The sequence below is a fragment of the Desulfovibrio sp. genome (genome assembly GCF_018379785.1).
GTDB lineage: Bacteria > Desulfobacterota > Desulfovibrionia > Desulfovibrionales > Desulfovibrionaceae > Desulfovibrio.
Map to the genome: position 1 here is coordinate 19,910 of NZ_JAGZUV010000062.1, position 9,585 is coordinate 29,494.

Genomic DNA, 9,585 nt, shown 5'->3' on the forward strand with positions numbered 1-9,585 from the left:
TCAACATAACAAGCATGAATAATATTCTGTCAAGAATTCCGCATTCAATGTATATCATTTTTATTATGTCTGACTTTTTAAATATTGCACACTTCGTTAAGACAATGTGAAGAAGAATCAAATATGGAATTGTGCCAAGAAAAATAAAAGACATATGAAATCTCCTACGGCGTTTCTGTTTGTTTAATGCACATGGCCAGCACCATGATCCGGCCATAGTCGTCAGCCGGATAGACCCAGCCTTGGTCATCGGCACCATCCAGCCTCTTGTTCCCGGTCTGGACGCGCATATGGACCTGCCATTCCGTGTCCGAAAGGGACGTGGCCCAGGTCTGGAAGGACGTCAGAGGCGGCGCTTCCGGCCCGGCTTCAGCGATGGAGGGCGAGGTAAAAACGGCCGGAGCCGTATGCCGGAATCCCCGATGATCTCCAGGGAGTTGTTCCGACAGAGATAGAGGCCCTGGACGCGATCCAGGAAGACACGCCCCTGATCTTCCGGCGCGGCGCAGGATTCATCCGTGATTTCCCGTTCCTCAAACTGGAGTTCCGAGACATTGCGGATGGCATGGTCCGTCATGTCCAGCTCCGTCTGCATGGCGTTCAGCTCTTCATGGCCGGGCACGGCCACGCGATAGAGAAAATCCTGGCCAAGAGCGCTGGAATCAAAGCTGGTCAGTGCTCCGAGATGCCCGGCACCGGGGGAAGGAACGCCCATGCCGGCCAGGGACAGGGACCATCCCCCGCCGGCACCCTGCAACGTGCCGGCGGCCTGGCCGGGAACGTCGCCGGTAGGCACGAAGCCGCCGGATCCGCCCACCAGCGCGGCGGCACCGGGCACTACGACGTTGAGAAATCTGTCCGTCTCATTGCCCCGTCCGCCCGTGGTCAGCACCACGGCGCGCAAATGGCCGCTGACGGCGTCCTTGCGGATGTAAATGCCGTATGACTGGCCCCAGATATTCCGGTCATTGAAGCCGTCCGGCAGCAGGCCGTCGCTGACCAGATCCGCCACGGAAACCGTTGGCCCGGACGTGGCCGAAGCCTGCGAATTCAGCGTTGTCTGGTGCTTGCGTACATAGTTGGCCGAGGCCCGGCTGACCAACGCCAGATGATCCGCCGCCTGACGTTTTTGCGTGTCCATAAGGCCCGCGAACATCATGTCCGCCAGCTTGGGCAGGATCATGGCCAGAATCAGCAGTACGCCGATGGCTTCAATGAGCTTCATCAGTCCACCTCCACAACGCTGGCCAGACTGTCGGTGGGAATAAAAGACGGCAGGGGCGTAAGCCCGTCCGGCATCAAACGTCCGTTTTCCGCCCGGCCCACGGCAAAGCTGCCCTGAAAAATTTCCCAGGCGGCCGCGATCTCTTCCGCTGAAGCCGGGCCGTACACATAGCAGCGCCCGCCATCCACCCGGGCGGACCATGCGCGCAGGGCATGCCATTCCGGCGGAAGCTCCAGAACGGCCTGAGAAATAGTCCCGTTGGGCTTGTGCTTCAGGGCGTAGAGAAAGGCCGCATTGCGATAGACGGCGTAATTCAGGGCCACGCTCCAGGCTGCCGGCGCATAGTCGTCCCTGTAGCTCACGGACGGCGAAAGAATGGCCATAACGCCAAGCAGAAGCGCAAGCACCGCCATGATCTTCATATGGACTGTTCCCCCTTGTGCGCGATCCGGGCCTTGAGCTCGCGCATATCGTCCGTCAGCGTGTTAAACTGCCCGTTTCTCAGCTTGACCCGAATGCTGCGCGACGACTCCTTGAAGGGCAGCAGGAGAAATTGCGGAGAGGACAGACAGCGCTGCCCGTCCGCGCTGCTTTCCAGGGAAAGGTGAATCACCGCCAGCAGGGCGTCCGCCAGATTCTGGCCGGCATTGTCCCCGTCCAGTTCCCGTGCCCAGGTGACAAGGCGCTCCAGAGCCGTGATCACGTCCTGGCCGTGGATGGTGGCCACCACAAGCTGGCGGCTGGACCCCAGGGACACGCGCAGCGCCTCCAGCGCCGCATGGCGCGTCCGGATCTCGCCGATGAAGATGATGTCCGGCGAAGCGTAACGGTGGGCGCGTTCGATTTCCTGGGCCAGTTCCGCCTCGCTGGCGATCTCTGTCTGAAAGCAGTAGCCGTACTCGCCCCAGCTTCCGGCCAGGGGCAGTTCAGCCGGATTTTCGAAAGTGACGGAATGCCCGCCGTAGACCTCCAGGCGTCTGGCCACGAAGGCGCTGGCTGTGGTCGTCTTGCCGGAGGCCTGCGCGCCGGAGAACAGCACCAGTCCCTGACGCTGTTCCGCGCCCATGAGCCAGGAGCAAAGCACCGGCAACAGCCCCAGGGACTCGAACGGCGGCACGGTTTCCGCAAGACGGCGCAGAAACCAGATCCGTTTGCCGTCCACGTCGTCGATCCTGGCCACACGATAGGTGATGTCCCCATGCCGGTAGCGCATGGCCATCTGCTCATATTTGCCGAGCAGATCCGGCAGACCCGCCACTTCCGGCGCGCAGGCCTCCGGCACGGGCACGAGCTGCGGCCCGACGCCGGGGCAGCCCTTCAGACGCGCGGAGCCGTCAGGAAAAAGCAGCAAATCGCTGAATTGCAGATCCGCCAGGGGCATGGCTACCGGGCCTCGTAAGCAATCGTGTTGGTCGTCGTGCAGGAGTTCACGATGTCCGCAATGGTGCTGTCGCTGTCCAGGGTATTGCCGTTGACACTTACCGAGAGCCATGCGTCAGTCTGGAATTTGGCCAGTTGGGTGCATTCATCCTGGGGAATGCCGGACAGCTCAATCGTGAAGCTGGCGTTGGTGTCGTTGGTGGACAAGTTGATTTCACCACCCCAGGGTGTTTTCAGATCGCTTCCTTTGATCAGACTTTTGGGCACCACGCCGGCATTGACAGCCGTGGCATTATCCAGGCCGCTGTAGTCCGAAGAGCCGGAAAAAAGCTGCTGGATCTGCATGCGCATGGTCACAAGATCCTGTTCCAGGGACACCACCTTGCTTTTCGAGAAACCGGAGTTCAGGTAAACCGCAGCACCGGCGACAATGACCAGGGTGATCAGAAGAGCGCCGAGGACTTCCATCATGTTCATTTCATTACTCCCAAATTCGGCGTTGAAAGTTGCGACTGAAGATCCATGACCGACATGGCGATCAGGAGCATTTGCCCGATAATCAGCATAAGAAAGGCAAGATTGAGCAGGCGCGCCTTGCGCTGGATGGCGGCAATGCCTTCCTGAAGCCAGTCGCAGGCGAAATCCTGAAGTTGGTCCTTGAAATGCGGCAGGCCGGCATAGGTGCGGAAGTCGTCGATCAGCTCCCGGTCCGGAAAGTCCAGGTTGCAGAGATACATGGCTTCCCCGATGTTCTCGCCCCGGCCCACCTGGTTGCTGATGGCCCGGATCCGCTCGCGCAGGTAGGGGCTCGTATTTTCCGAGGCCAGCATGGTGTTGAGGATATGCGAGAGCTGCATGCCGGATCGCATCAGCGTGGACAGGGTGAAGAGCCAGACGCCGCCGACAGTCAGACGGTACATGGACCAGGGCGGGAATCTGTCGGCTATCTTCCGGGCCGGGCCGGTCCAGAGCGGCAGCATGAGGACAAGAACCACGCATCCACCCACCAGGGCGGCAAGCAGGACAATGCCGCCCCAGGAACCGATGAGTGCGCTGATGAGATACAAACCGCGCGCGAAACCGGTCCAGGCACGGGGATCCGAGAGCTGGACAAGTTCCGGCATGACATACAGCGCTACGATGGCCAGCATGGCTGACGCCATGAGGAAAAGGAAAAGCGGGTAGGCCAGGGCTCCGGCCACAGCGCCGACGATCCTGCGCCGGGCTTCCAGCAATTCCGCAGCCATGCGCAGGCCGTCCGGAAGTTTGCCGGCCTTCTGGCCGGAAGCGATCAGCATGATCTCTTCCGGCGAGGCATAGCCCGTCAGGGCCGTGTCCAGATGATGGCCGCTGCCCATATGGTCCAGCACCTGGCCGAAAATCCTGGCCAACGCGGGATTGCGGCGCTGTGCCTGATCCCGGAGATTGCCCAGGCTATCCTTGAGCGGCAGACCGTACTGCGCCTGCATGGCCAGTTTTTTCCAGGTCCGGATGCGTGTGGCCGCGTCAAAGGACAGGCGGGCGAAAATGTCCTGAATGCTCATCATGCCGTCCTTTTGGGCTGATCAAAGAACTTGTTGAAGGTCCAGGGCACGCCCAGGCGGCTTTCCGCCCGCACAGGATCCACAAGGCCCTGGCGGACATGCTGGAGGGCATGCTCGATATAGGTCATGCCGCCTTTTTCCCGCCAGGCCGCATGGGCTTCCGTCAGCTTGCCGGCGCGCAGCAGGCTGAGAATGTCCATGTCCAGCACGATCACTTCCGCCGCCACGGTCTGGTTTTTGAGTCCGGACAGGCAGTGGGGGCAGCCGTCATAGTTCTGGACGAAGATCCCCTCGTGCCGGGAGTCGCCCTCAATTTCCTCCAGCTCCAGAACGCTGGAAAGGCGCTGATACACATCGTCGGGAATGTGCAGGCCACGTTCCTCGTGCTTGACCTCACGCCAGGGAATCTTGCAGTGCGGGCAAAGTTTGGGTATCAGTCGCTGGTATTCCAGGCCGGCCAGCACGTTGGGATCACAGAGCACATCCAGGGGATCGCGGTAGCCGGCGGAACGCAGCAGGCTTTCAAAGCGGGTGACGATGCCGAAGCCGTTGTTGGCATGCAGGGTGGCCCAGACCGATTGCCCGGTCAGAGCAGCGTCAATGGCCGCCACAGCGGCTTCCGGATAGCGGATCTCGCCGATCATCAGCACGTCGGAATCCGAGCGCATGGCACCGGCAATGGCGTTGATGTACGCGGCGGCCCGCTTGCCGCGGTCGTAATCGCCTTCCTGCTTGGTCGTGACCTTGATCTGATTCACGTCCCGCATATGGAACTCCGGGGGATCCTCCACGGAGTGATAAGCCTTCTCCGGGGCGGTTTCCGTCTGGGATTCCATGGTGTGCTTCAGGACCGTGGATTTGCCGTGCCCGGTGGGGCCGGAAATCACCGTCAGGCCGGTGCGCTTGGTCAGGAAATCCATGTTCCGGCACTGGCTTTGTGCAAATCCCAGGGCCGTAAGCCGGTCTTCCAGCGAGCCCGTGGCCATGGTGGAGTCGTACAGCAGGCGCAGGGCCATGAACGTGCCTGTGCCGCTTTCCGCATGGGCACACTCAATGGGTTCAGTGTGGATACGCACGGAGTGGACGCCTTCCGGCAGATAGTCCCGTTTGACCACGCGCCCGTCCTGGCGCTCAATGGCGTTGAAGGACGGCGCGTCAGCGGACTGGCCGAGAATGCCGTAGATGATGGAAATCATCTGGCGGCCGGTTTCCGCCTCCATCTGCGAATCTTCCCGCAGCAGGCCCAGGACGCGGAATTTTATGCGGGTGTAGGTGCCCGTATCCACAATATGGATATCCGACGCACCGGCCTTATGGGCGCGGGCAATCAGGTCAATGGCCAGTTGCTGAATCTCGTTTTGACCCCGCGCGCTACGCACGACAAACTTGGCATAGTGTTCCTCAAATTCGCTGGGCTTGTGGAGGGCGGGCGAGGGAATGCCCCGGCGGCGCAGCCGGGCCACCAGGGCGACCATATCCAGGTTGCCCTTAAGATCTTCGGAAATATGCAACACGCCGTCGATCAGGGCCACCTTGCCGCGCACCTTTTCCGAAACCTGTTCGAAATCGTCGAAAAACAGGGCTTCAGGGGCGTTGCCGGAATTCTTCATGGCGTTCATGGCGTCGCTCACTCAAAGGGCAGCGTACTGGTTTTGCCGCCACGACGGATGGTGACGCCCTGGCGGGATATCTCCGTCACCACGGAGTCGCCCAGGCGGGATCCCTTGCGCACGACTGTCTGGCCGGATCCGGTGCGTACCGTGGCCGAGAGCTTGCCCCCCACGCCCTGCACGGAAATCACCCGCAGCCCGCCTGAGCCCGCAGGCCGGGGACCGGCCGCCGGAGCTGGCGAGGGAGATGCCGGAGGCGTCAGGGACGGCAGGGACAGCGTAGGCGCTGGAACCGAACCGGAACGTGTGAGCTCCCTTTTCCTGGCTCGTTTTTCCTCAATCTGGACTTCCAGCGTTTCCTCTTCCAGCGTATTCCTGAGTTCCGAGATCTTTCCCAGGTTCCCGGCTGTTATGGGCATGACGGCCATGCTGGCGTCAGCGGGCGTATCCGACCCGGCTGGCGCAGCGGCGTCCTTACCGGCGTTGTCCGTTTTTGTCGGCGCGGCTTTCTTTTTGGCGGGCACGTCCCTTGGGGCGGGAGGCATGGGCGTGGGCGTCCGCTGCGTCCACAGCAGGCCGGCAAACGCCAGCAACAAGGCAAGGAGAATGCCCCAGATGATTTTTGTTCTTTTCGTGATCACCATGATCTTATCCCCTTGTATTGCCCGGCCTGCTGACAAAAAATTCAGCATACAGCATCCGCATGGGCATTGGATGTTTTCTTTTGGACTTGCGGAATTTGCCGCAATGACACTTGGAGTCTGCCCGTACATCTCTCAAAGTTTCGCTGCACAAATACAACAAGTCGCCATCCGTACAGGCGCGTTGGTAGAAAATCGTGCCCGCATGAAAGCCTTTTTTGCGAATCCTGGAACAATAGCCGCACATCCTGTTCATAGGAGCTTCGTCCTCATCTTTCCCTGGCGTGGATATTTCCCTGGAGCGTCCAGACTTCATTTTTGAAGCTGATCCGCTCCAGCGTCAGGCCCGGCAAGGCGGACAAGGCGCGCCAGAGCGCGCGCTCTTGCAGCAGGGAGCCGGGAACGGCGCTCAGGGTCCATTCTCCCTTGATCCAGGGAGCCGACAGTTCCACCTTGTCGATGCTGCGTTTTTCCGGCTTCTGAAATGCCAGGCGCAGCCGGGCACCCGCCTGCTGGGTGATCTGGTAGAGATGTCGGGTAGCACTTTCCCGCGTCAGGATGCCGGGGTAGTTCTGGCCGGTACGGGCCTTCCGGCCCGTGGCCAGCGTCATCCGGGATACGGCGAGCTGTGGGCTTTTCAATATTGCCTTTGCCGGCAGGCTCAGGAAATCAGCCTGACTCTGGTGCGCCCAGGCGACGCTTACGGCACGGCCCGCGCAGGAGGCTTCAGACAATATCCAGCCGTTGGCCACTGTGGGCTGGGCCAGCAGCGCCTCCATGCAGGGTTCGGCCACGTCCACGGCCAGGGGAGCTTGCGTCCAGATCTGCTCGAAATAGTTCTCCGGATGGGCAAGCAGTTCCTGGCGGCGCTGCTCTTTGTTCAATTTTGCCAGCCGGGCCGACTCCAGCGAGGCCTGTTCCGCCTGATGTTCACGCCATGCGTTGAAGGCCAGGCCGCCGCCGATTAGCAGGCCCAGGGCCAGGCCCGCGCCCAGGACCGCCGGCGAAACTCGTCCGGGCGCTTCCTGGAGCGATTCAAGACAGCCGCGCCGACGCAGCACAGCGCCCGGCCCCACATGCAGCAGCGGTTCCAGCCAAGCCAGGCTGTGCGCCGGATCCTCCTGCGTGACGACTTCCGCGATGCTGTTGTCCAGCAGCTCATTCAGGCTTTTCAGTTCCTGTTCCGCCTCCTGGCGCGTCGCATAAACCGCGTCGCCCTGCCCCACATTCTAGCCGTTCTGGCGGCCAATGACCCACCAGAAAGATTCTCCCTGCACATCTTCCAAGGCGAACAGCCCCAGGAAGGACGGAGGAAGCTGGATAAAGGCCGCCAGCGAACGGGCCTTCTTCCAGTCTTCAGACCGGCCGCTGGAGCCGAAGCCGTACAGACGCCGCTGCACGGCCATCATGTCAAAAGCCGGGTCGATCTTTTGGGCCATTTCCAGCAGGCGGGAACGGGAGAGCTTTTCCATCCTGGTGGAAGACCAGTCCAGGCCCACGGCCCAGGGACGCTTATTGATGATGACCATGCGCATGGTTAATCCTCGGTCCCGCCGCCGGCGGCTTCCACCTCAATGGTGATGACCAGCAGGGTCTTGCCGTATTTGGCCCCGCGTCCGAAATTGAGCAGGCCCATGGAGTTGGCCAGTTTCTGCGACTGGTCCTGGAATCCGGCCAGCACCAGCGTCTGGCCCATCTGCATGGTGGAGCGCTGGCTGAAGGCGCGGGTGCTGGTTTTGGGCAGTTGAATGGTCAGGTCATTGGTGGAGTATTCACTCAGCTCATCCAGGCTGGACAGGTTGATGCTGTATTGTAGGAGCACACGCCGCCGGTCCAGAATGTGCGGGATAACCGTCATGGCGAAGCCCGTAGTGACTTCGCCGGGCGTGATCTCCGTGGTCTGGCCGTAGTCTGACTGTGACGTGGACGAACCAGCGATATAGTTGATGCGCTGGATAGCCTGAATCGGCACGGGCTGGTTCGAGAGGATCAACCCGCCGCCGGAAGTGACCTGCGTGGCGTTGCCCCATTCCTTCAGGGCTTTCAGGACGCCCGTGGAGTTCTTCAGCTTGCCGGAGACAATAGTGGCGGAAGCCGTGCCCGGCCCGCCCAGAGACGCAAGGCTGCCGGCCACGATAGAAATGTCGTCGTTGGCGAAGAGGAGCTGGAAGTCCAGGCCCGCCTCATTTTCGTCGGTGACTTCCAGAGCCCAGACATGCACCGTCAGCGCGACCTGGCGCGAGAGGCGCTTGTTGATTTCAGCGATATAGCCGCCGACCTGACGGACATTTTCCGCCCGGTCACGGACTGTGAGCGTGCCGGCGGCCTGGTTGCCCACCACGCTGCCTTCCGGCGAGAGCAGGGCTTTGACGGCCTTTTCCGTATCCGCCCAAATGTCAAACTTGTAGTCAGTGGTATTGGATTGCGCCGTCTGGCTGGACGTGTCCGCAGTGGCTACCGTCTGGTTGACGTTGGAGCCGCCGATGCTGGAGCGCGTCGTTTCTCGCGACTTGTTGGTGATATTGTCCTTGTATTCCCGCTTGCCCGGCGCGCCCAGGATCGTGAACGTCCGGACCATCAAGCGGGAGAAGACGACGGTATTTGTCTTTGAGTCGTAATCCCAGCCATAGCCCGAGGCGATGGCCACATGATCCAGCAGGCCGCGTAGAGAGCCCTCATAGGAAATGTTCAGCATCCGCGACGTGCCGCCGGCAGCGGGCACGTCCAGCAGATCCGGCAGGGCCAGGCCGGCGTCGCCCTGGGCGGATCCCTTCTTCTGGCCGCCGGCCAGGGGGGCCGGATCCGCGCCGACCTGGACCGTCAGCGGCGTCAGGTCCGCGATGGTGGCGGCTATCTCAGCCAGTGTGCCGCGCTTGCGCAGTGTCACATGGGTATTGAGCGCCGCCTGGGACTGCTCATCCGCCCGGATGGGCACGGTCTTCACGCCCACATAGGGCTCGGCCACCACGTCCACGGCCCTGGAGCGCGAGAGCATGGTGAAGTCCCGGCCCTTGCCTTCTATGAGCTCCTGGTCCGGCGCGCCCTTGTGGGCGCAGCCGAACAGGATTACGCCAAGGAGAAGAAAAGCTATGCTGCGAAAGAACTGGTTCTTTTTCATAATGTTTCTTCTCTCTGGCTTTAGTGTTCCGACACTTCCATGACCTTGTTGCCCTGGTAGATGGTCA

The 9,585-nt window shown here is 61.2% G+C and carries 11 protein-coding genes; all 11 read right to left on the bottom strand.

The window, feature by feature from the left end; translation table 11 throughout:
* Positions 1–164 precede the first annotated feature (164 nt).
* The 11 genes from KH208_RS12195 to KH208_RS12245 all read right to left on the bottom strand — a co-directional run bounded on the left by KH208_RS12195 (position 165) and on the right by KH208_RS12245 (position 9,518).
* On the bottom strand, positions 165–290 hold the full coding sequence (locus KH208_RS12195; protein ID WP_291436643.1) for a hypothetical protein: 126 nt from the start codon (positions 288–290) through the stop codon (positions 165–167).
* Between the two features lie 53 nt (positions 291–343).
* Positions 344–1,225, bottom strand: coding sequence for a shufflon system plasmid conjugative transfer pilus tip adhesin PilV (pilV, locus tag KH208_RS12200; RefSeq protein ID WP_291436645.1), 882 nt, complete (start codon positions 1,223–1,225; stop codon positions 344–346).
* Complete coding sequence (gene pilM, locus KH208_RS12205) at positions 1,225–1,647, bottom strand: type IV pilus biogenesis protein PilM (protein WP_291436647.1); 423 nt, start codon at positions 1,645–1,647, stop codon at positions 1,225–1,227. The genes pilV and pilM overlap by 1 nt, the downstream gene beginning before the upstream one ends.
* Complete coding sequence (locus KH208_RS12210) at positions 1,644–2,606, bottom strand: ATPase, T2SS/T4P/T4SS family (protein ID WP_291436648.1); 963 nt, start codon at positions 2,604–2,606, stop codon at positions 1,644–1,646. Before KH208_RS12210 ends, pilM begins: the two co-directional genes overlap by 4 nt.
* A 2-nt stretch (positions 2,607–2,608) precedes the next feature.
* Positions 2,609–3,082 (bottom strand): type 4 pilus major pilin, encoded by a 474-nt coding sequence (locus KH208_RS12215; protein WP_291436650.1) that lies wholly within the window; start codon positions 3,080–3,082, stop codon positions 2,609–2,611.
* On the bottom strand, positions 3,079–4,149 hold the full coding sequence (locus KH208_RS12220) for a type II secretion system F family protein (protein WP_291436652.1): 1,071 nt from the start codon (positions 4,147–4,149) through the stop codon (positions 3,079–3,081). The genes KH208_RS12215 and KH208_RS12220 overlap by 4 nt, the downstream gene beginning before the upstream one ends.
* Entirely contained in the window at positions 4,149–5,768 is a 1,620-nt protein-coding gene (locus KH208_RS12225) for an ATPase, T2SS/T4P/T4SS family (protein WP_291436654.1), read from the bottom strand. Before KH208_RS12225 ends, KH208_RS12220 begins: the two co-directional genes overlap by 1 nt.
* A gap of 8 nt (positions 5,769–5,776) precedes the next feature.
* Positions 5,777–6,403, bottom strand: a complete 627-nt coding sequence (locus tag KH208_RS12230) for a hypothetical protein (RefSeq protein WP_291436656.1) — start codon at positions 6,401–6,403, stop codon at positions 5,777–5,779.
* 266 nt (positions 6,404–6,669) lie between these two features.
* Entirely contained in the window at positions 6,670–7,626 is a 957-nt protein-coding gene (gene pilO2 / locus KH208_RS12235; protein ID WP_291436658.1) for a type 4b pilus protein PilO2, read from the bottom strand.
* Positions 7,627–7,629: 3 nt separating this feature from the next.
* Positions 7,630–7,935, bottom strand: a complete 306-nt coding sequence (locus KH208_RS12240; RefSeq protein ID WP_291436660.1) for a hypothetical protein — start codon at positions 7,933–7,935, stop codon at positions 7,630–7,632.
* Between the two features lie 2 nt (positions 7,936–7,937).
* On the bottom strand, positions 7,938–9,518 hold the full coding sequence (locus KH208_RS12245; RefSeq protein ID WP_291436662.1) for a secretin N-terminal domain-containing protein: 1,581 nt from the start codon (positions 9,516–9,518) through the stop codon (positions 7,938–7,940).
* Positions 9,519–9,585: the final 67 nt, after the last annotated feature.